A 20931-nucleotide genomic window follows, 5' to 3' on the forward strand; every position below is an offset into this window, starting at 1 on the left:
ATGCGCGGGAGTTGGGCATGAGCATCCTGGAACGCTTCCGGCTCGACGGTCGCGTCGCCGTGGTCACCGGTGCCTCCTCCGGGCTCGGGGTCGCCTTCGCCACCGCGCTGGCCGAGGCCGGCGCCGATGTCGTACTCGGGGCGCGGCGCACCGAGAGGCTGGAGGCCGTGCGCACGGCCGTCGAAAAACTCGGCCGCCGGGCCATCGCGGTACACACCGACGTCGGCGAACCGCAGGACTGCCGCGCGCTGGTCGACGCGGCTGTGCGAGCCTTCGGACGGGTGGACATCCTCGTCAACAACGCCGGGATCAGCGGTGAAGTGCCCGCGACGGAGGAGACCCCGGAGCGGTTCCGCGAGGTCATCGACATCAACCTCAACGGGGCGTACTGGATGGCCCAGGCGGCGGGCGCGGTGATGCTGCCCGGCAGTGCCATCGTCAACATCTCCAGCATTCTCGCGCTGGTCACCGGCGGACTGCCGCAGGCCGCGTACTCGGCCTCGAAAGCCGGCCTGCTCGGGCTCACCCGAGACCTCGCCCAACAGTGGACACCCGGCAAGGGCATCCGCGTAAACGCCCTGGCGCCGGGCCTCTTCACCTCCGAGATGACCGACGGATACGGCGAGGGTTATCTGGAGGCGATGATGCCGCGGGTGCTCTCAGGCCGCATCGGGCAGCCGCAGGAGCTCGCCGCGGCACTGGTCTTCCTGGTCTCCGACGCGTCGTCCTACATCACCGGCACCACCCTCACGGTCGATGGAGGTACACACATCGCCTAGTGACTAGTGACGAGCGCGGTGAGCCACAAGGGTGGGCCGGCACTCGGCAGCGGCCGCCGACGGGCAGCGGATCGCGGACCGCGGATGCGAACTGGCTTTGCGGCGGCGATCTCACCCGGCCACTCAGTGTGTTTCGTCGGAGGCGAGTGGATGTGGTCAAGGTGTTGATCAGAGACAGGAGCCCGCTTTCCCGTCCGGGCCCACCCGGATGCGATCACGGGGGGATGACATGAGCTGCGTCGAGTCGGCGGGTCAACCAGCTTGTGCAGCAAGCAAGTTGCGTGTATTCGGTCGCATGGCCGACGACTGTCTGCCGTCTGGCGGGACCGATGCGCGCGGCGCCCCGGGGATCCGGCGATGACGGCGGATCCGACCGCCCGTTCCCTCCCGCGCGAGCCGCTTGGCGACGCGCACCTGCGCCGTCTGATCGTGGGCCAGGGCCTGGCGGCCGTGGTCGATGCGCTGTTCCTCATATGGCTCACGCTCTTCGTACTGAAGCTGTCGCAACCCGGGATGGCCACAGGATTCGTCCTGGTGGCCGTGGCACTGCCACGAGCGGCGCTGCTGCTCCCCGCGGGAGTGCTGGTCGACCGCCTCGGCCCCGCCCGTATCGCGGCCGGTGCCGCCTGGCTCCGCGTCGCGGTCCTGCTCGCCCTCGGCGCCCTGGTCACCTTGACCTCGCCATCGGTGACGGCGGTCGCGCTGCTCGCGGCACTGCTCGGTGTCGCCGACGCCGCGTACTTCCCCGCGGCTCTTGCTCTGCTGCCCGGTGTCGTACCGAACGACAGGCTCGCCCGGGTCAACGCGCTGGTGCAGGGCGCGGAGTCAGGGGGCGACCTGATCGGCCCGGCGGTGGCCGCCGGAGTCATCGCCGTAGTCGGCTTCGACGCGACGCTCGGGGGGATCGCGGCGCTGGCCGCGCTGGCCGCAGTCGCCCTCAGCATGGCCGTCCGCGCGCTACGGCGCGGCGAATCCGCCGGGGACGTGGTCGATCCGCAGCCCGCCGAGGGTGAGCAGCTCAGTACCGCGCGTGCCCTCGGCGCGGGCTTGAGTTACGCCTGGCGTGAGCCGGTGGTACGAGGGATGCTGGCGGCCATCGCCCTGATCAATATCGCGGTGGTGGGCCCCGTGCTGGTCGGGGGCGCCGTACTCGCCGATCAACGGCTGGGCGGCGCCGGCTCTTTGGGCATCGTGCTCTCGGGCTTCGGTGGCGGATCACTGGCCGGCTCGCTCGTGGCGGGGTGGCGGCCACCCGCCCGGCGCGGCTGGACGGTGGTGGGCGGGGTCGCCGCGATCGGCGCGGGCATGGCCGGACTGGCGGCCGTGGACGATGTCGTCGCCGCCACGGCGGTGGTCTCCCTCATCGGCCTTGGCTCCGCGTTCCTCGGAGTGGTCGTCGTGGCCACTCTCCAGGAGCGAGTTCCGCAGCGATTGCTGGGGCGTGTGCTCAGCCTCGTCGTCCTTGCCACGGTGGCGTTCGACCCGTTCTCCTACATGCTTGCCGGCGTCCTGGTTCCCCTCGGCACGACGCTGCTGTTCCTAGTGTGCGGCAGCGCCGTCCTGGCGTGTGCCGCCCTGGTCGCCCTGAGCCCGGCGATGCGCTCCCTGCGTTGACCGTGTCGCTCAACGAAGGCTGTCGATCAACGAGGCTACTGGGGCAACTGGCTCAAGCGATGCTCAGTTCACCCCCAATCCCAATCCCAATCCCAATCCCAATCCCAATGCCGATGCGGCCTGGCCCCTCTGGTTTGGTTGGTCCGGCAGGCGAAACAGGACAGTTGCCCTGCGGAAGTTGGGATTCATCGCTCTGCCGCCGGAACCGCACTGGATGGGAGCGGACCCGCCCCTGAAAAGGGGCGGGCCGGCCATTTTCAGCTAGACGAGTAGTTCCGAATGCGGGGTTCACAGACGTGGGGAGGGTGTAGGGGGGTGTCCGACATCGGGTTGTGACGGCCGATTTGGACACCCTCTTGACGGCACTGTACGTGCATGTCGATGGCCGTTTGAAGACCCCGCGACGGCGTGGGCGTCCGCCCCGGCTGACCGATGCCGAGCTGGTGACCCTGGCAGTGGCCCAAGCCGTGCTGGGCTTCCACGCCGTGGCTCGTTGGCCGCGCTTCGCCCACGCTCACCTGCACGGGATGTTCCCGTATCTGCCGCAGCGCCCGGCCTACGACAAACGACAGCGACCCGCTCTGCCCCTGGTCAAGCGGGCCATCCGGTCACTGGCCGCCGATACCGACCTGTGGCCGGACGACATGTGGATCGTGGACTCCACGCCCGTCGAGTGCGCCCGCTCCCACGAGACCGTCAAACGCTTCGACCTGGCTGGCTGGGCCAACTACGGTTACTGCCGCTCCCACTCCCGCTTCTACCGGGGCCTGAAACTGCACCTGGTGTGCACCCCGGCCGGCCTGCCCGTGACCTGGGCGCTGGCGGACCCGAAGATCGACGAATGGCAGGTCCTGGCCGCCTTGATCGACGACGAACCACAGCTGGCCGCCGCCCGGCCGGGCCTGCTGATCCTGGCGGACAAGGGCCCCATCGCCGCCGACCTCGACCGCATCCTCACCACCCACGGCATCAGCCTGCTAAGACCCTCCTACCGCGACCGCGACCGCGACCGCGGCACCCCACAGCCCGCAGAAGCCCTGCTCACAACCGTGTGATGGCTGATCGAGTCGGTCAACGACACCCTCAAAGGCCAACTCGAGCTCGAACAGCACGGCGGCCGAACCATCGAAGGCGTCGGCGTCCGTGTGGCACAGCGAATCCTGGTCATGACCTGCGCCATCTGGCACAACCGCACCGTCGGTGCACCCATTACGCGGTCACTGACGGCCTACGACCACTGAGCCACATCGGAACTACTCATCTAGCGCAGCTCCACGAGCGGGCCTTCCCCCAGGAGCCAGGCCAACACGCCTCACGACCAACGCGGGAGAGCCCGCTACTGGTGATCTTCGCATGATGCCGCGCGGTGACCCCTTGTCTTCTGGGCGGGCTACCGCGCCCTCCCCTCGGTCAGGTCTTCACGAGCCTTTTAGTGCGTAAGTTCCATTTCTAGCGATTTGGCGCGTTTCGCCCTTACGGGATTCCGTGTTTATCGGTGACTCTGCGAGTGCACGCACCTGGACCCGGGCCGGTCGGTCCGGAGTCAAGACGGATCGAGTGGCCGCGCACAGCGTGCCGTAGCCATGTCAGCAGCAGGGAGGACCCATGTCCCGTCGGATCAGCGGCTTGTTCATCCTGCCCGTCGCCGCCCTCCTGGCCGTTACGGCAAGCGTGCCGACAGCCTCGGCCGCAGGGGTGGCCCACGGTGACTTTTACTACACGAGCGGTGCGGACACGACCATCGGACTGCGCAACGCGCCGACAGACAAGTGCATCCCGTTTCTGATGGTGGGTGCGAAGTACGGAACCAACGGCACGGACAAGACGGCACGCATCTACGCCACCAGGGACTGTCATCAGCAGTTGGTTGTCGTTGCTGCCGGGAAGCCCGGGCGAGGCACCCCGTGGAACACGCCGGACTTCCAGCCCACCGCGCACTCGGTCTGGTTCGAATGTGACAGCCCGGTTGTGTGCTGAGGCCAAACGCGTACCGCTGGACGAAACCGGTTCGCTGCACCTGGCTTTGTTCACGAGAACGGGTTCTGGCTCGAGTCTGTGGCCCTGGCTGAGGCCGAGTTTGGCGAGCGCGTTGAGCCAGTCGGTGGCGATCGTGTCCTGCGCTGCCGTCAGCTGCGTCTTGCCCGTACAGATCGCGGTATGCAGCTTCGACTCGACGGAGTCCTTGGGGTTGTTGGGCGGGCTCCGGGCGTGTGGCCGGGGGAGGGCGGTTCGATCCACGGGTTGCGCGGATCGTTGGGGTCGCCGCCGAGTTCTAGGGAGACGAGGTGGTTGTGCTCGGCGTCGTGGAGACTGCCGGTGAAGCTGCAGGACTTGGCGTTCGCGGTTTTCTCCGGGCCGGTGACCGCTTCCAGGAACGGGGCGCGCAGACTGCGCTTCGTATTTCGCCGAGTTGGCGGACGTAGCGCTGTCCGGGCCGCGCTGGAAGGCGGAGGGCCCGCTATAGCCGCGTCTGCCTGTGGCGCGTCAACATCACGTCGTCGTGGGATGGCGCAGGACACCCCCACCGGTTTCCGATCGGCCGCAGAACGACATGGAGCCGGTCGGCCGGCGAGCAGAGCCGAAGAAGGCCGCACATACCGTGGTCCACGAAATGCTCGCCGAGGGGCGCTCACGTCGGGCGGTCGCCCGGCACCTGGGCTGCGGCCACAAGACCGTGCTCCGACACGCGAACGCTCCAGTTGGCAGGACACCATCCGCGATAACCGGCCCCGGCCCAGCAGACTGGCCCCCTACAAGCGCTACCTAGAGCGACGTTTCGCCGAAGGACGCACCAGCGTCACCCAACTCCACAATGAGCTGGACGCCGAGCAAGCTCCTGTCACCTACAGCATGGTCCGCGCACACATCGCTACCTTGCGCCGGGTTCCGGCCGAGGCGCCGCCCCGGCCGCCGACGGTGCGACAGGTGACCGGCCGGCCCACCCGGCACCCCACCGCCTTGACCGAGGAAGACTGGGCCGGCCTGAAGGACGTCTTGCCCCGCTGTCCCGAACTGGACACGGCCGCCGGACACGTCGGCGACTTCGGCGAGATACTTACCGACCGCCTCGGCCGCACACTCCCCAGCCGGATCGACGCGGTCGAGCCAACCAGCTGCCCGGCCTCACCGGCTTTGCACTCCACCGGTTTCGAGACCTCGACGCCGTGACCGCCGGCCCTCACTCTCGACTGGAGCTCCGGCAGCATCGAGGGCGCCGTCAGTGAGCAACGCGCGGGCTGCGACTTGCAGTTGCGCTTCCCATGCCGCCTCGTCGATCCCCAGCGTGTACTCGATGCAGCACGCGCATGGCGGGAGTAGCGCCACGAATGCTTGCTCCTCAGCGGTCTCGGCTTCCGTCTCCGACCAGTCGTCCGATGCCAACTCGGCAAGATCCACCTCCCCGGCGGTGAATCGCGCGGCCAGCCAGCGCAGCGCGTATCGTCGGGCCAGGTGGTGATCGGGCAGCTTGATACCCAATTCTTGAAGAGCCTGTTCGAATGTGTCACGGATGTCCCGGGGGTCCGCATGGCGCGGCAGACCAGCGAGCTCGCACAGGGTCGGCGTGTCCATTCCGATTGCGAGTGCCTGGGCAGCCGTCATCGGTAGGTCTTCCGGACACACTTGACCCGCCTGATACAGCCACGCTGCCTCCAGCAGGGGCGGACAAGCGCTGCGGAGAGGGCTGTCAGGCTCGGATGTGTCGTCTGTCGCTGCCATGATTCATACGATGCCAGCACGGGCTCGCGAGAGTGCCCGGAAATGTCGACTGTCCCGGCAAACCGTCCTGCGGGCTGACCCAACTCGTGCTGCCCCAGTGACACTCCGCGACCGCTCCCCAAGATCAGTGCCAGAACCGACATGCGACAGCAGTTGTCGACGACCTCGGGAGACACCCACCGGGCCCGGATCTCGATGTCGACGAGAACTCCTTCGGCACCCGTCGGCACTCGGCAACGGCAACGGCAAGGCCGCCACCTGCGCCCGTAGCCAGCACTTTCCACCGGCTACAAGCGCTGGGATCACGACCTCAACCTGTTCGCCGCGCACTGGTTTATCCACCTGATCTTGACCGCCCGTCTAACGGGCCAGCCCGGGGTGCGTCATGATCGGGCCATGCCGATTCGCCGTCTTCGCCTGCCGCGATACTTGCACCGCCGCCGACGTCTGCGGACCGAGTACGTGAGTCCTGTGCCGTTTCCTTGCCTGCTCGTCGACGACGACGGCTGGGTGATGCCGTGTCTGGACGACGACGAACTCCAGGGGCTGACCGAACCGGACTTCATCGACGACATCGTGGCCGCCTTCGACGCGTCGGCGCGCCCGCTTGAGCTCCATCTCGTGGGCGACGGGCAGGTCATCGCCTTGCGCCCGACGGGGGAGCCCCGGCCTGACGAGCTCACCAAGCACGTGCGCGTCTACTTCCACCGCTGGACCGATCAGGAAGCCCCAGCCGCCGCGCAACCGGCACTGGCCTGCGTCACGACGATTGCGGCTGCCATCGGCAGCACACCCGTCCGCCGCCGTCGACGTTCCTGATGCGGTCGTCGGCCGCCTCGACTCGCCTACGGCTCAAGACCACCTCGGAATCGGTCAAGGTCACTGCTCATAGGACATCGAGAACGGATGGTCACTCCGGCCAGGTGTAGGCCGTCGCGGCGTGTCCGCAGGAAGTCTCCCAGGTGGTTGTCGTCCATGTGTTCAGGCTGGGCGGTGGCCCGGTGCGCTGCCCGGGGGTGCCACACCCAGGCAGCGCGCGTCCTGGTTGATGGCCGCTGACCTGCCCAGACTCGGTGGAGCGGGAAGGACCACACCATTCGAGGAGAGGAGTCCGCGCCATGGCCGGGACCGTTGAGGGCGACCACGTTGACGTGGTGGGGATGTGGGTGACCGCGGATGGTCACATCCGTCAGGAGCTGCTGCCCGACGGCCGCTACGACGAAGCCCGCTGCGAGCGGCACAGCGCGTACACCGGCCGGTACACGGTGACCGGCAGCCACCTGGACTACGTCGACGACACCGGCTTCACCGCCACGGGCGACATCCGGGGCGGGGTGCTCTATCACGAGCACCTCGTGCTCTACCGGCAGCGGAAGTCGTCGTAGAGGAGGCCGGGCCACGGCTGCCCGGTGCTCCGGGGGCGAATCCGCAGTCGGCGGACCAAGTAGTCCCGGCACGGCAGTCAGTCAGCCAGTCAGCCAGCAGCAACGAGAATCAAGGACCATACCCATGACAGGACAACGACTTGACGGCAAGGTCGCGCTGATCACGGGCGCGACCGGCGGCCTCGGCACAGCGACCGCCGAACTCTTCGCCCGCGAAGGCGCCCGCCTAGTGATCACCGATATCGCCGAAGGCCCCCTGCGGGACCTGTCCGACCGGATCGGGGCACAAGGCGCGGAGGTCGTCGCTGCCCGCCTCGATGTCTCCTCCGCGCGGGAGTGGGACGAAGTGATCACCGTCGTACGCGACCGGTTCGAAACGTTGGACGTGCTCGTGAACCTCGCCGGCATCCTGGACTGGCCAGGTATCGAGGGCACGCGGGAAGAGGCATGGGACCGTGTCATCGACGTGAACCAGAAAGGCACATGGCTGGGCATGAAGGCGGCGATGCCGCTCCTGCGTGCGAACGGCAACGCGTCGGTGATCAATACGTCGTCAGTGCTCGGCCTGGTAGGAAGCGGTGCCGCTGCGGCCTACCAGGCGTCCAAGGGGGCCGTGCGCCTGTTGAGCAAGACCGCCGCGGTCGAGTACGCCCGGCAGGGAGTACGGATCAACTCGGTGCATCCCGGGGTGATCGCCACGCCGATGATCCAGGACCTCCTGGACGACCAGGGCGACCAGCAGCCGGACATCCAACGCACCCCCATGCGCCGAGCCGGCCGCGCCGACGAGGTCGCCGCCGCGATCCTCTTCCTGGCCTGCGACGACTCCTCTTTCGTCACTGGCGCGGAACTGGTGGTGGACGGCGGCCTCACCGCGCACTGAACAACTGGGCCACCAAAATCGCCCTCCGATGCGGACATTCGCGCCTGGTGCGCGGCCTGCGGCGCGGACGCCCAGGCCGACGACCTCATCACCACCGCCCGCGCCGTCGACTCGATGTATCTGGAGTGGCGTCGCCTGCACAAGGGCGGGATGCGCGAGGTCCAGCAGGACTGGAACACCCCGCACGAGCGGACCGGCGTCTACCGAGTCTACGTTTCCAACGTCCCGCCAGGGTTCTTCCAGACGCCGGTGTTCGCGACGGCCCTCATGGAGCACATTGCCCGCTTCCAGGGCACGGCCGACGACGCCGCCGAAGCGGTCGGCGCCCGGGTCGCCCGCTCCCTGTTCTTCTACGGAGGGGGCCACCGCTACGCCGTCCTCCTTGAGGAGTCTGTCCCTGCGCTACCGCACCGCCGAACCCGAGGCGATGCGCGGACAGCTCCGTCGCCTCCTGGCCATGATGCCGCGATGCCGCTCGCCTCCGTCTCGCTCGGGATCATCCGTTTGCGGCGCAGCGCACCGTATGGCTGCTGGAGGCGTTCTACCTCCACGACGACACCACGGCTGTGGCGGAGACGCTGACGGCGGAGATCAAGGTGAAGCAACCGCGCGAGTTCACCGACCACGCGCGGGCGTTTGCCGGCCTCGTGGAGATGGCCTTGTATGGCGACACCGCCCGCGAACTAATAGCGATTGACGCCTTGGTGTGACGACGCAGCACAGTTGGCGAATCAGCAAGCTGGTCGGCAAACGCCCCGGACCGCGCGCACGGGGCGGCCCTTTCCTGCTTGTCCGGTCACATCCCAGCTGGCGGATTCTCGGCCGTGCTGGCGGATTCTCCCGTCATCGCGCTCAGGGCGGCGCCGCACCGGTGTCCTGCCGCAGGGCAGATGGCGGATTCTCACTCGGTCTCATCCGTGCTGTCGGGTTCTCCCCGTTTCGCGTGCCGGGCGGGGTCTGGTGTCTCGCTCAGGTGGTTTGGTCTCACTGCGTGGGCCGCGTTCTCATCGTTCCTGCCGCGGCCGCTTGCGGCTGTACGCGAGGGCCGGAGGTACCGGCTTTGGGCACAAGCGGTACTGACGCCGCCGACCACTCGCACCTGGTCCCGCCGCGGCCACACCTCCATGATCCGCGTGCGGGCCGCTCCCGCCGCCACATATCGGTCGCAGCCCTGGCCTGCTACAAGGCCGGCGAACCCTCGAGACTGATCTACCGGCCCTGCCCCGATGCCCGGCCCGACGGACGCAAAAGCTTCTCCTGGAAGGACTACCGCGACCTGGTCCAGAGTGCCCACCAGCAACTCGGCGGACCGATCGTGCTGGTCTGGGACAACTTGAACACCTACCTGACGGCCGGAATGCGCCGCTACATCGCCGACCGCGACTGGCTCACCGTCATCCAGCTGCCGCCCTATGCGCCCGACCTCAACCCGGTCGAGGGCATCTGGTCCCTCCTGCGTCGCACCACCACAGCCAACCGCGCCTTCGCCGACCCCGACGACCTGACCACCGCCGTCCGGCGCGGCCTACGCCGGCTCCAGTACCGCCCCCCGACGTCCTCGACGGCTGCCTCACCGGCACCGGCCTCCGGCACCAGCCACCATGACGACAGCACACATTCAAGGTCACCGACGACAGGGGCCGCCTGGTCTGGGTGAGCGCGGTCCGGCCCGGACGAACCTCGGAGATCACCGCCTGCCGCCACAACAAGCTCACCGCCCATCTGCGCGCGGTCGACCTCGGCGCGATCCCCGAACTGGGCTTCGTCGCGCTCGACGACAGCCGCCCGAGCGCCGACCCGGCGGTGATCACCGGCTACAAGGCGGCCCGCAACCGGCCCTTACCAGGGGCCAGAAGCTGTCCCACAAGGCGCTGGCCGTGGTCCGGGCCCCGGTCGAGCACGGATTCGCCCACCTGAAGAACTGGCGCGTGCTCGGCAAGATCCGCACCGACCCGAAGTGGGCGACCGGGCTGGTACGAGCCCTACTGGTCCTGACGCACCGCGAAGTCACCCGGTGATCCACGATCAACACCGATCGTTCTGGCTCTCGCCTGGGCCTACCACCGGCAGCGTCGCCCTTGCCTGACGCAGGGCGGGTGCCGGGTTCAGACGTAGGTCCTGCGCCCCTGGTCGGCCGCGCCGAGAAGGGGCATGCCGACGAAGGTGTAGGCCTGCATGGCGCCGGTGTTGTGGGTGTCCACATCGACGCCGACCGTGCGGTGGCCGCAGGCGCGGAGGAGGCTGAATGCGGTCGTGAGGAGTTGGGCGCCGAGGCCGTGGCGGCGGTGGGCGGGGTGAACGCCGAACCAGGCGATCCAGGCGCGGTCGACGGGGTCGCGGGCGATGAGGGCGCCGGCGGGGACGCTGTCGAGTTCGGCGAGGAGCCACAAGTCGGGGTGGTAGCCCTCGCATCGGCGCTGGGCGTGGTGAAAGGCGTCGAAGTCCGGGTGGGGGTGCTCCGGGTCGTCGGTGAAGGCCTCGTTCAGCACGGAGTGGACGGTGCGGAGGTCGGTCTCGTTCCGGGCCGCGCGCACTGCGGGCGCGGGATGATCGGGGAGGCGGATGGCGTCCAGGTCGACGGTGAGGCGGCTGCTGCTTCCCCCACGGTCCAGCCACGGCTGAGGAGTTGGTCGTGGGGGAAGCAACCAGGAAGCCGATACAGCGTCACCGGCGTGTCAGGGGTCGGCAGGTCGTGGGCGGCCCAGACGTCGAGGCGGTTCAGGAGCGTCGCGGTGACGGCAGGTGCATCCGGGGACGGGGCGACGACCAACTGGGCACGCAGCTCGCCCGGCTGAGGCGCGGGATGGAGGGCGGCGAAGCCGAGCAGGCCGCCGTCGGGCCCCGACGCGGTCCACGTGCGGGAGGGCAGGTCCAGACTTGGGGGCGGCCAGCATGCTGCGCGCCTCGGCGGGGCCGGACTCGCGGCGACCGACCGTCGCCTCCTCGTCCCGGCCGAGCAGTTCGGCGAGGGCGTCGACGTCCGCCATGGAGACGGCTCTCCACTCCATTCCCGCACTGTCGCAGGGCGAGGCGTTGGCCGCCAGCGGATTTAGGCGGCGCCCGCGGCAGTGAGCGACGATAAGGGAGGGCGCCCACGCCTGCTCGTCCTCACAAACGGGGAAGTCGCCCGCTGACCGACGATCTCCACCGAAGTCACCCTCCCCTCACCAGCATGAGTACCCCGGAGCCGACGCACACCAGGCCGGTGACCTGCTACTTCACGATGCACACCACTCAGTGGCGCGTCGTTCTGGCATGGGGAGTGGGCGGTGGGCTTGGATCGTTCCGGACGGCCTGTGGGCGCTTGCCAAGCCGGTCCTCACCGCATAACGCGCCTTTGACGATCCGTTCGGGGGTTCAGCCCGCCGACGGCTACGGGGTGAACCCGTTACGCTCAGATCCGGTCATCTCGGCACTGAGCACGGCGGGCTGCCCATCCGGGCGGGGCACTGCGGCATTATGCTGCCCCTCTTCGCGAGACGTGAAGGGTACGGGTAGCCGGTCCAGGCAGATGTGGCGTCCGTCTCCAAGTAGTGGGCCGGCTGTTCGGTGAGGGTGAGTTCGGGGGTGCCGGACAGCGCGGCGGCGGCACCCCCCCGTTGAGGTCTTCACAACTCCGCCATCGCATAGGGCAGTTAGACTGATGGGAGCAGGATCTGGGGTACGCAGGGTGGCCTGGGGGCGTACCCCCAGGCGCTCGACGGGGGGGCGGCGACGATGCTGGTGACACTGCCTTGTGACGGGTCGCAGGAGTCGACGGCGGCCTTGGCTGCGGCGGTCGGCGCCGCGCTGGAGGGTGGCGGTCCCGCGGTCCTGCCTGTGGCGGCCGCTGCTGCGCGGCCGTCGTTCGACGTCACCGCCGGTGTGCCCGACGGTACGGCGGCCGTCGTCGGGACGTCCGGCTCGACGAGCCACCCCAAAGGCGTGCTGCTGTCGGCCGACGCCTTGCGCGCGTCCGCGGAGGCGACGCACGCCAGGCTGGGCGGCCCGGGCCGTTGGCTGTTGGCGTTGCCGTCCCACCATGTCGCGGGATTGCAAGTGGTGGTGAGGTCGTTGCTGGCGGGGAGCGCACCTGTCATCCACGACTCGTGCCACGGGTTCCGCGCCGAGCATTTCCGTTCGGCCGACTGCCGGTACACCGCGCTCGTCCCCACCCAGCTCGTACGTCTGTTACGAGCGGGCGGCGCGGCCGTCGAAGCCCTGTGCGCCTTCGACGCGGTTCTGCTGGGCGGCGCGGGCGTGCCGCCCGAGCTCATTCACCGCGCCCGGGAGGCGGGGGTGCGGGTGGTGACCACGTACGGCATGAGCGAGACCGCCGGCGGGTGTGTCTACGACGGGGTGCCGCTCGACGGTGTGCGCGTGCGGGTCGTGGACGACTCGCGGCACCTCGACGCCGAAGGCCCCGCAGAGTGGGACACCCCAGGGCCGATACTCCTTGGCGGGCCGACCTTGGCCTCCGGGTACCTGGGCGAGCCGGAGCTGACGGCACGGGCCTTCTCGGGCGGCTGGTTCCGTACGGACGACCTCGGCCGGTGGCGTGCAGGCGGCCGTCTGGACGTGCTCGGCAGGGCTGATGACGTGGTCATCACGGGAGGGGTGAAGGTTTCACCGTCAGTGGTGGAAGCAATCCTGCGCGAGCAGCCCGGGGTGGGCGACGCCTGCGTCGTCGGCGTGGCCGACGGCCACTGGGGGCAGATCGTGGTTGCGGCCGTCGTGCCCGACGAGCCGGGTGCCCTCGGGGCGGGTGCGGAGGGTGAACTGGCAGGTGCGGTACGGGTCCGGCTCGGGGCTGCGGCCACGCCGAAGGCTGTACGAGTGCTGGCCGAGCTGCCCGTGCGGGGCGTGGGCAAGCCGGACCGGGGGGCCGTCCGGGGGCTCTTCGAAGGCGGCGCCGGCCGTCTCTGACCGCGCTCAGCCCTCACTCCTTTTGGTGGTCAGCCGTCAGTCCCCGCCGTGATCATCGTCAAACCCCTCCGCGCTCATCCGTCTGCCGTCAGCCGCGCATGCCTTCGCGTGTGCGCGGCCAAGAAACCCATGTCGACCTCGTACGCGACAGGCTGATTGGGGACGTCGATCAAACCGTCCTTGGCCCGGGTCTCGGGGGTGACGATGTCCCGGTCGAAGTACTTGTCCGAGCCGGAGTTGTCGCCGGGCAGCGTGAAGCCGGGCAGGGAGGACAGCGCGACGTTGGCCGCGCGGCTGATCCCGAAGTCGTGCATGCCACCGCACCAGACCGGTGTCCCGGCTGCCAGACAGGCGTCGTGTGTCAGTTTGGCCTCCAACAGGCCGCCCAACCGGGCCGGTTTGACGTTGACAACCCGGCAGCTGCCGAGCTCGAGGGCGCGGCGGGTCCGCTTGGCGGAGGTGAGGCTCTCGTCGAGACAGATCGGTGTGCGCAGGTTCTGTTGCAGTACGGCGTGTTCCGTCAAGTCGTCCCAGGCGAGGGGTTGTTCGATCATCATCAGGTCGAAGGCGTCGAGCGCCCGCAGGTGGGGGACGTCCTGGAGGGTATAGGCGCAGTTCGCGTCGACCATGAGCGGCAGGGTGGGGAACCGGTCACGTACCCTCTCCAGCACGCTCACGTCCGCGTCGAGGCCGATCTTGAGCTTCACCCGGCGGTAGCCCTGGTCCACGTGGCGCTGGACGGTGTCGCACAGCCGCCCGAGGTCGTGGTCCATGCCGAGGCTGACGCCCGATTCGACGGTAGTGCGGGCGGCGCCGCCGAGAAGGTCGGGCAGTGGGCGGCCGGTCGCGGCAGCCAGCAGGTTCCAGGCGGCCATCTCGATGCCGCTGCGCGCGAAGTTGTTGGCCTTGACCCGGGAGTACAGCGCTGTGAACTCCTCGATGGTGTTCCATGCGCGTCCCAGGACGGCCGGCGCGAGGAAGTCGTGCACGACGGACCACACCGTGTCTGTGGTCTCGCCCGTGTAGTACGGGTCCACGGGCGCCGGTGTTTCGCCCCAGCCCACCAGCCCCTCGGCGCTTGCCCGCACCACTACGTGCCGCAGTGTGCCGGCGCCGTGGGTGCTGGCTTGGAAGGCATGGTTGAGGCGCAGCTCGATGACGTACAGATCGATCCGGTCGACGCGCATGCGGATACTCCCCTTGTTGGGGTGACAGGTGGCGGGGTGGGCAGGTGCCGGGGTGGCCGGCTGACTCATGGCCTCAGGGACGAACCCCCGTCCACCGTCACGGTGGTGACCGTGAGGTGTGCCGCCTGGTCCGAGGCGAGGAACCCCACCACGGAGGCGATCTCCTGCGGATCCGCGAAGCGCCCGCGCGGGATGCCGACGCGATAGCGGTCCGGCTCCCCGTGCAGGAGTGCCTCGCGGCGGCCGGTGAGATGCCAGTTGGCGCGGGACATCGCGGTCTCGGTGGTGCCCGGCGCCACGACGACGCAGCGCACTCCGAGCCCGGCGAGTTCCAGGCCGAGGCAGTTGGTGAGGTAGTGGGCCGCCGCCTTGGAGGCGCCGTACAGCCCCTGGCCGGTCTTGACGATGGTGGCGCTGTTCGACCCGATGGTGATGATGCGGCCCGCGCGGCGGTCAGCCATGCGCCGCCCCACCGCACGCATGCAGTTGAACGGGCCGTGGGCGTTGACGGCGAAGACCCGCTGCCACTCCGCGTCGTCGTACGCGGTGAGTGCGGCGACCCGGCCCAGCACTCCCGCCGCGTTGACCAGAACGCCGATCGGGCCGACTCTGCGCTCGACCGTCTCCACGACCCGTTCCACTGCGGCGGAGTCGGTGACGTCCAGACGTATCCCGAGCGCCGATGCACCCTGGTCGCACAGCGACCGCGCCAGTGCGGTGGCACCCGCGTCGTCGATATCGGCCGCCACCACGGATGCCCCCGCCGTGGCCAGGCAGGAGGCGACGGCTGAGCCGATGCCGCCGACCGCGCCGGTGATGAGGGCGGTGGTCCCCGCGATGCCGGTCAGTCGCATGTCTCGTCTTCCCCCTCTCCGGGACCGAAATGGGCGTCCAGCGTGCGACGTTCGATTTCCATACGCTCCACGTCGCCGCCGTGCGTCTGTAGTTGGCGCTTGAGATGAGAGGACGTGGCCGGGTCCGCGCGAGCGGTCTGCGCAGCCACCTCGACAGCGGCGGCCCGTGCCTCACCCCGTGGGACCAGGCGTTGCAGCAGCCCGATTCGGAACGCCTCGTCGGCCAGTACCCAACGGGACGTCAGGAGAATGTCCCTGGCAGCCCCCGGCCCGACAACACCGACCAGCCGGGCGGCCCCGATGGGGATGCCCATCTCGGCGCCCGGGAAGCGGAAGGCGCTGCCGTCGGCGCCGACCCGGATGTCACAGGCCGCTGCCAGCTCCGCCGCCACAGCGACACACCGCCCCTCGACGGCCGCGACGACCGGCTTCGGCGCGGTGGTCACCGCTTGGTGCAGCCGGGAGAAGGCCCGCATCCTGCGCGCCCGTCCAGCCGCGTCCAGTTGCTCGTGCCGGTCCGCACCCACGCCGAAGTCCTCTCCTGTGGTGGCGATGACCACAGCGCGTACGCCCAAGTCCGCTGCCGCGTCCGCCACGGCCTCGGTGACGAGCTCGGCCATCGACGTCGTCAGCGCGTTGCGGGACTCCGGGCGGTCGAGCAGGAGGGCCCGTACACCCAGCACCAAGCCGTCCACCACCTGGATCATGCCGTCACCCGGGCCGTTCGGGTTCCAGGACGGCGTCGACCGCCATGGCCACGGCCGAGTGCGCACGTTCGTGCACGGTGACGTTCGCCTCCCGGTCGGTGCGGACATGGATGACCGACACCCCTTGCTTTCCGACGAGTTCGGCCAGGACCGCATCCAGCTGACGATGGTCGCCGGCGGAGCGGACCGTGACGCCGTACGCGGCCGCGATGGCCGGTATGTCGGCGGACTGCGGTGTGCCGAAGAGCGCTTCGAAGGTGGCGGGGGGCAGCCGCCGGGCGGGTGGGAGGAAGGAGAAGATGCCGCCGCCGTTGTTGTCGACCACGACGAACGTGCAGCTGAGCCCGGCGTCCGCCGCGCCGAGCAGGGCACCGGCGTCATGCAGGAAGGTGAGGTCCCCGATCAGTGCGACCACGGGTTCGTCGGTTGCCGCCGCCGCGCCGAGCGCGGTGGAGACGACGCCGTCGATGCCGTTGACACCTCGGTTGGACAGGACGGTCGGCGGCCGGTGCCGGGGCGCGGTGAACCACTCCAGATGACGGATCGGCATCGACGATCCGACGACCAGGGCGGTGTGCGGCGGCAGGGCCGACCACAGTTGGCGCGCCACACGTGGCTCGGTCCAGTCGCTGTAGCTGTTGAGTACGGCGTCCAGGGCTTGCTGTGCGGCGGCCTCGGCGTCGGCCCAGGCATCGTGCCAGCCGGACGGGACGGGGTGCGGCACGGCCTTGGCGCCGGCGCGGCAGAGCGCGGTCGGGTCGGCGCACAGCACGGTGTCGGCCCTGCGCTGCGGGTCGCGCCACCGCCAGTCGGGGTCGACGACCAGGTGCTCGATGGCCGGCTGGGCAAGCCACTCGGTCATGACGCGCGAGGCCCAGCGCTCGCCCAGGTGGAGCACGACCGCCGGCCGCAGCCGGTCGCGGGCGGCGGGAGCGCGCAGGATCGCGTCGGCTGCGGCCACGGTGGTGGAGTGGGGCGTACGGGCACCCGAACGCGGGTCGGCGAGCACCGGCCAACCGAGCGCGTCCGCCAGCGCCCGGACCGCTTCCGGGTCGCCCGCGCCGCTGCCCGCGACGATGACGCCACGCTGCCCGGCCCGCCCCGCCAGATCGCGGACGGCCTCGGGAGACGGGGCACGCGCCCCGCGTACGACACGGTGCCACGGCCCGTCGGCCCGGGCAGGCGGGAGCGGCCCCGGCTCCGCGACGAGGGGATCGCGGAACGCGAGGTTGAGGTGGACCGGACCGGGCCCCACGGGACCGCACGCGGCTTCGGCGACCGCCCTGGCGGCCAGCGATCGCCAGAACAGACCCTGGTCCGGCTCGGGCACCCCGACTTCGGCCGCCCAGCGTACGGCGGATCCGTACAGGCCCGGCTGCCGCATCGTCTGCGGAGCCGCCACCTGCTGGAGCTCCGGCGGACGGTCGGCCGTGCACACCAGCAACGCCACGCCGCCGAGGTCGGCTTCGGCGACGGCGGGGTGCAGCTCGGCGGCGGCCGTACCGCTGGTCGTCAGGACCAGCGTCACCCGCCCGGTGCGGCGGGCGATGCCCAGGGCGAAGAACCCCGCCGAGCGCTCGTCGAGCCGAATGTGCAGCCGCAGCCTGCCGTCGGCGGCGAGGGCCAGCGCGAGCGGTGTCGAACGGGAACCGGGCGAGATCACCGCGTCGGTGACCCCGAACCGTGCCCATTCGTCGACCAGGGTGGCGGCGAAGGTGGCCTGGACGCGTCCGGCGTCCGCCGCAACGCGGGACGCGCCAGCACTGCCGGCCGACTGCTCGGTGGCGTTCCGCCGGAGCCCCGCACGGCCTTCGGAAGCGGTCTGGGGAGTCTTCATGGCCGGGTCCAGTCCTTTACGGTGCCGAGCCGCACCAGTGCGGCGCCGAGCTGCCCCATCAGGCCGTTGCCGACCCCGGAGAGCATGCGGTAGCCGCTGCGCTGCAACTCCTCGCCGCCCTTGTTCGACGGCGAACCGCCCGACAGCCAGCCGTCCTCGGTGAGATAATTCCCGGCCAGCACCTCCCACGCCCGCAGCGCCGCCGCGCCCTCGCGGCGCGCCTCGAACTGACGCTGCTCGGTGCCCAGGGCCAGGGCCGCGGCGATGCCCGCGGATCCGCAGGTCTCGGTGCCGGTCTCCGGCTCGGCGAGATAGCTGTCCCAGATGCCCGCGGCATTGCGGCGGGCAAGGGCCAGCGCCGCGACCCGCCGGGCCTCGTCCCACAGCCCGCCGGTGTCCGCCTCTTCGCCGAGCTCCGTCAGCGTCCGTACCAGGCCCAGCAGGTACCAGGCGTAGGCGCGGGCCCAGTTGCGGTAGAGGTGCGTGCCGTCCGGGAGCAGGCGCAGATGGATGTCGTCTCCCGTGCACAACCTGGCGCGCCGCAACCGCAATTGCCGCAGGGCGAGTTCGCGCAGGGAGGGGTCGGCCGTCCCCGCGATCGCCGCCATGGGATAGGCGACGGTGTACGAACCTTCGGCGGTCGTCGGTACGTCCTTGACGCAGCCCTCGTCGTCCGCCCGGGCCCGCCAGGCCTCAACGGCCCGGGCCTGAGCCGGATTGAGGAGATCGAGCTTGGCGAGGATCGCGTACGGGAGTGTGGCCTCGATGCCGTAGAGGCGGTTGTCCGCCGGACGCCCGCGCGGATCCTCGTACCGCAGGGTGCCGTCGGGGAAGTAGACGGCCAGATGGTCCGCGAGTGCGGTGCGCGCGCGGCCGTCACCTGGAAACGTGACGGTCAGGTCATACAACGCGTCGAGTACGCAGCCCTCCATCCAGCCGAACGGCTGCAGGCTGCCGACCCCGGTGAGGGTGCGGTGCAGCGCGGTCACGCGGTCTGTCGCGTCCGCGGCCGGGGTCGACGTGGCGCCGTCAGGGGCGTCGAGGAGCAGTACGGGACGGCGCTCCGGGGGCGCTTTGGGGCCCGCGAATATCCACAGTGCCGGAGGTCCGCCGGGGAAGTCGCTGTCGTGAGGCGGCGGTGCGGACAGGCTGAGGGACACACCCTCGGCGAAGGCGAGCCGCGTCGCGTCCCGGCCCAGGGGCGCGTCGTAGGGCTGGTGGCAGTCGGGGTAGCGGATGTCGTACGTCGTGAGCCGACGGTGCGTCTTCGCGGAGTGTGCGTGCAGGCGCACGGCTCCTCGCAGATCACAGGCGACGAACAGCCGCAGACGCCCCGTTGCGGCAGCCGCCCGCATGGGCGGCTCCAGCAGGGTGGGGCCGCCCTGGGAATGCGTCGCGACGGGGGCGACGGACCAGTCCAGGGGAGTGCGCTTATCTGCCGGGAATGGGATCTTCGGCGCGCGTACGCCGGAGAATTGGGCAGCGGTCGATGCCATGGTGCACTCCTCCGGTCAGGGCGCGATGAGCGCGGGCAGAAGGGCGTCGAGTTTCGCACGGGTCTCCGCCAGCTCTTCGGCGGGATCCGAGTCGGCCACAATTCCGCTGCCGACGAAGACCGTCGCGTTCGCCCCGTCCAGTTCGGCGCATCGAATCGTCACGCACAAACAGCCGTTGTCCTGTACATCGACCCACCCCAGAGCCCCGCCGTAGAGGCCGCGGTCCCAGTCCTCGACCCGGTCGATCACTGCGTACGCGGCCTCGCGCGGCCACCCGCAGACGGCCGGTGTCGGATGCAGGGCGTCCGCCAATTCCAGGAAAGGCGGGTGATCCGGTTTGAGTTCGACCTTCAGATGGGTCATGAGGTGCTGCACATTGGCGAGTTTGAGGATCTGTGGTTCCTTCGCCACGCGCACGCTGACCGCGTGGGGTGCCAGCGTTTCGAGCACCATGTCGCGCAGGATGCGGTGTGCCTGCTGATTCTTGGGGGACTCCACGAGCCAGCGGGCGAGCTCGCGGTCCGAGGCGTCGTCACCGCCGCGGCGGACGGTGCCGGCCAGAGCCTTCGACTCGACGGTGCGCCCCTGCTTGGAGAGCAGCAGCTCGGGGCTGGCTCCGACCAGGCCGAACGCGGAGAAGAGATAGGCGCCGGGGAAGGCCTGCGCCAGCCGGTTGAGGACCTGCGTCCGTGGGATGACGGTGTCACTCACGACCACCACCCGCCGGGCGAGCACCGCCTTGCGCAGCTCACCCCGCCGTACGGCTCCAGCCACATCGGCGACGTTCCCGCACCACTGCTCGGGCTGCTCGACCGGCCATAACGAATAGGACCGCGCCGGCCGGTTGATCTGTGGCGGAGGCCCCAGGGAACCGAGGAGCGCACGGTGGTCGCAGTCTCGTGCCAGGCGCAGAGTGCGTTCCGGGACCGCGAGCCGGACGGGTTCGTCGCGCCGGAAGGGGAATGCGATAAAACCGACCCCGCCCCCGTCCCGTAAGAGGTCGGAAACGTCCTGGCTCGGGCGGACGGCATGGTTTGCCACCTGCTCGACGCCGAGTAGGGAAAGCTCTGGCGAAGAGAAGAAGATGCGTTGGTCGGTGGTGAACTGAATCGCTGCGCGGGCAGCATCGGATAAGATCGGCACAACAACCCCCGTAGGTGAGCCGAAAATACGGTGTGGCCGCTTTTACCAGTCGATGAGATTCATCGGCCACTGTGAACACCCCGGGTCGAGCGTGACCGCGCTGTCGCGACGAAGTCAAGGGCGGATTCGCGCCACGCGAGATGCCTGTCGTCCGCCGCGCCGAGGGTTCATGGGGGTGTGACCAGCTAGAGGCTGGTTCTAGAAAGGTATTCCACGCGGAACTCTCGCGGCGCAGATTGGGCGGATATGCGTAGCCTCCGCGAGCTGCGCCGTTGAGGCAGTCGCCGCCGCGTCGAGCATATTGATGGGCGATTGCCAGGGCCCGCACGCACTCGCGCAAGGCGCGTCCCGATGTCACCTCAACACAGTGCCGTCATCGGCTTGGCCCACCCCGTGAGGCAGTCGTCCCGCACCCCGCGAACCT

General features: G+C 69.7%; 16 protein-coding genes and 3 pseudogenes. 11 read left to right on the forward strand and 8 right to left on the reverse strand.

What is annotated here, in order from left to right; genetic code table 11:
• The first annotated feature begins 17 nt into the window (after positions 1–17).
• From ACFYM2_RS12570 to ACFYM2_RS12585, 4 genes and pseudogenes are all read left to right on the forward strand, one after another.
• Positions 18–779, forward strand: coding sequence for an SDR family NAD(P)-dependent oxidoreductase (locus ACFYM2_RS12570; protein ID WP_388835726.1), 762 nt, complete (start codon positions 18–20; stop codon positions 777–779).
• A 357-nt stretch (positions 780–1136) separates the two neighbouring features.
• The gene (locus tag ACFYM2_RS12575) at positions 1137–2393 is read left to right on the forward strand and encodes an MFS transporter (RefSeq protein ID WP_388835729.1); all 1257 of its coding nucleotides are present in this window, start codon (positions 1137–1139) and stop codon (positions 2391–2393) included.
• Between the two features lie 332 nt (positions 2394–2725).
• A pseudogene (locus tag ACFYM2_RS12580) lies at positions 2726–3634 on the forward strand (IS982 family transposase).
• 364 nt (positions 3635–3998) lie between these two features.
• On the forward strand, positions 3999–4370 hold the full coding sequence (locus tag ACFYM2_RS12585; RefSeq protein WP_388835732.1) for a hypothetical protein: 372 nt from the start codon (positions 3999–4001) through the stop codon (positions 4368–4370).
• Between the two features lie 1146 nt (positions 4371–5516).
• Here ACFYM2_RS12585 and ACFYM2_RS12590 read toward each other — a convergent pair.
• Positions 5517–6110: a hypothetical protein gene (locus tag ACFYM2_RS12590; protein ID WP_388835735.1), complete on the reverse strand. Its 594-nt coding sequence runs from the start codon at positions 6108–6110 to the stop codon at positions 5517–5519.
• Between the two features lie 462 nt (positions 6111–6572).
• On the opposite strand from ACFYM2_RS12590, the gene ACFYM2_RS12595 reads away from it, so the two are divergent.
• From ACFYM2_RS12595 to ACFYM2_RS12620, 6 genes and pseudogenes are all read left to right on the forward strand, one after another.
• Positions 6573–6929 carry a hypothetical protein gene (locus ACFYM2_RS12595; protein ID WP_388459828.1) on the forward strand — a complete coding sequence of 119 codons (357 nt, stop codon included), beginning with the start codon at positions 6573–6575 and terminating at the stop codon, positions 6927–6929.
• 299 nt (positions 6930–7228) lie between these two features.
• Positions 7229–7495: an Atu4866 domain-containing protein gene (locus ACFYM2_RS12600; RefSeq protein WP_388835738.1), complete on the forward strand. Its 267-nt coding sequence runs from the start codon at positions 7229–7231 to the stop codon at positions 7493–7495.
• Positions 7496–7619: 124 nt separating this feature from the next.
• Positions 7620–8378, forward strand: coding sequence for an SDR family NAD(P)-dependent oxidoreductase (locus tag ACFYM2_RS12605; protein ID WP_388459827.1), 759 nt, complete (start codon positions 7620–7622; stop codon positions 8376–8378).
• Positions 8379–8399: 21 nt separating this feature from the next.
• Positions 8400–9088: pseudogene (locus ACFYM2_RS12610) on the forward strand (DUF5753 domain-containing protein); the annotation flags it as partial.
• A gap of 366 nt (positions 9089–9454) precedes the next feature.
• Positions 9455–9983 (forward strand): annotated as a pseudogene (locus ACFYM2_RS12615) (transposase).
• A gap of 48 nt (positions 9984–10031) precedes the next feature.
• The gene (locus tag ACFYM2_RS12620) at positions 10032–10295 is read left to right on the forward strand and encodes a hypothetical protein (protein WP_388835741.1); all 264 of its coding nucleotides are present in this window, start codon (positions 10032–10034) and stop codon (positions 10293–10295) included.
• A 188-nt stretch (positions 10296–10483) separates the two neighbouring features.
• Here ACFYM2_RS12620 and ACFYM2_RS12625 read toward each other — a convergent pair whose 3' ends face one another.
• Complete coding sequence (locus ACFYM2_RS12625) at positions 10484–10867, reverse strand: GNAT family N-acetyltransferase (protein ID WP_388835744.1); 384 nt, start codon at positions 10865–10867, stop codon at positions 10484–10486.
• Positions 10868–12143: 1276 nt separating this feature from the next.
• On the opposite strand from ACFYM2_RS12625, the gene menE reads away from it, so the two are divergent.
• A complete protein-coding gene (gene menE / locus ACFYM2_RS12630; protein ID WP_388835747.1) occupies positions 12144–13283 on the forward strand; it encodes an o-succinylbenzoate--CoA ligase in 1140 nt (379 codons plus the stop codon).
• A gap of 74 nt (positions 13284–13357) precedes the next feature.
• Here the strand turns inward: menE and menC are convergent, their stop codons facing one another.
• The 6 genes from menC to ACFYM2_RS12660 form a co-directional block, all read right to left on the reverse strand.
• Positions 13358–14470 (reverse strand): o-succinylbenzoate synthase, encoded by a 1113-nt coding sequence (gene menC / locus ACFYM2_RS12635; RefSeq protein ID WP_388835749.1) that lies wholly within the window; start codon positions 14468–14470, stop codon positions 13358–13360.
• A gap of 65 nt (positions 14471–14535) precedes the next feature.
• Positions 14536–15324 (reverse strand): SDR family NAD(P)-dependent oxidoreductase, encoded by a 789-nt coding sequence (locus tag ACFYM2_RS12640; RefSeq protein WP_388462588.1) that lies wholly within the window; start codon positions 15322–15324, stop codon positions 14536–14538.
• Entirely contained in the window at positions 15315–16031 is a 717-nt protein-coding gene (locus ACFYM2_RS12645; RefSeq protein WP_388835752.1) for an enoyl-CoA hydratase/isomerase family protein, read from the reverse strand. The genes ACFYM2_RS12640 and ACFYM2_RS12645 overlap by 10 nt, the downstream gene beginning before the upstream one ends.
• A 4-nt stretch (positions 16032–16035) precedes the next feature.
• Positions 16036–17868, reverse strand: a complete 1833-nt coding sequence (menD, locus tag ACFYM2_RS12650) for a 2-succinyl-5-enolpyruvyl-6-hydroxy-3-cyclohexene-1-carboxylic-acid synthase (RefSeq protein WP_388835755.1) — start codon at positions 17866–17868, stop codon at positions 16036–16038.
• Positions 17865–19364: a glycoside hydrolase family 88 protein gene (locus tag ACFYM2_RS12655; RefSeq protein ID WP_388835757.1), complete on the reverse strand. Its 1500-nt coding sequence runs from the start codon at positions 19362–19364 to the stop codon at positions 17865–17867. Before ACFYM2_RS12655 ends, menD begins: the two co-directional genes overlap by 4 nt.
• A 15-nt stretch (positions 19365–19379) precedes the next feature.
• Positions 19380–20507: an isochorismate synthase MenF gene (locus tag ACFYM2_RS12660; RefSeq protein WP_388835760.1), complete on the reverse strand. Its 1128-nt coding sequence runs from the start codon at positions 20505–20507 to the stop codon at positions 19380–19382.
• Between the last annotated feature and the right edge of the window lie 424 nt (positions 20508–20931).

Origin of the sequence: Streptomyces sp. NPDC006711 (assembly GCF_042869775.1) — a bacterium.
GTDB lineage: Bacteria > Actinomycetota > Actinomycetes > Streptomycetales > Streptomycetaceae > Streptomyces.